Source organism: Bradyrhizobium sp. Kon58, assembly GCF_055807455.1.
Window position 1 is genome coordinate 1 of the sequence record NZ_JBVVOT010000630.1, and the last position, 240, is coordinate 240.

Genomic DNA, 240 nt, shown 5'->3' on the forward strand with positions numbered 1-240 from the left:
GCTGGTCAAGGTGCTGTCGAATCTGCTCGGCAAGTGGGGCCAGCAATGCGTCGAGTTCCGCGCGGCGCACGAAGTGATGGCGCTGCGGGGCGAGCTGGTCCAGGCGCGTCAAATCCTGGCGTTGCTGGCCTTGGCTGTCCCAGTGTTGTTGGGCTTGCTGCAACTGCTCGGCGGCGCTTTGCTGGCGCTCCTGCCACTCGCCCAGCTCCTTGAGCCAGGTGTGTTGCAGCTCCAGTTGCT

General features: G+C 65.0%; 1 protein-coding gene. It reads left to right on the plus strand.

Annotated elements, in window-relative coordinates; translation table 11 throughout:
- Window positions 1-240, plus strand: a 240-nt coding sequence (locus tag AC0L20_RS41750) for a hypothetical protein (RefSeq protein WP_473295952.1), incomplete at both ends; no start/stop codon positions are given.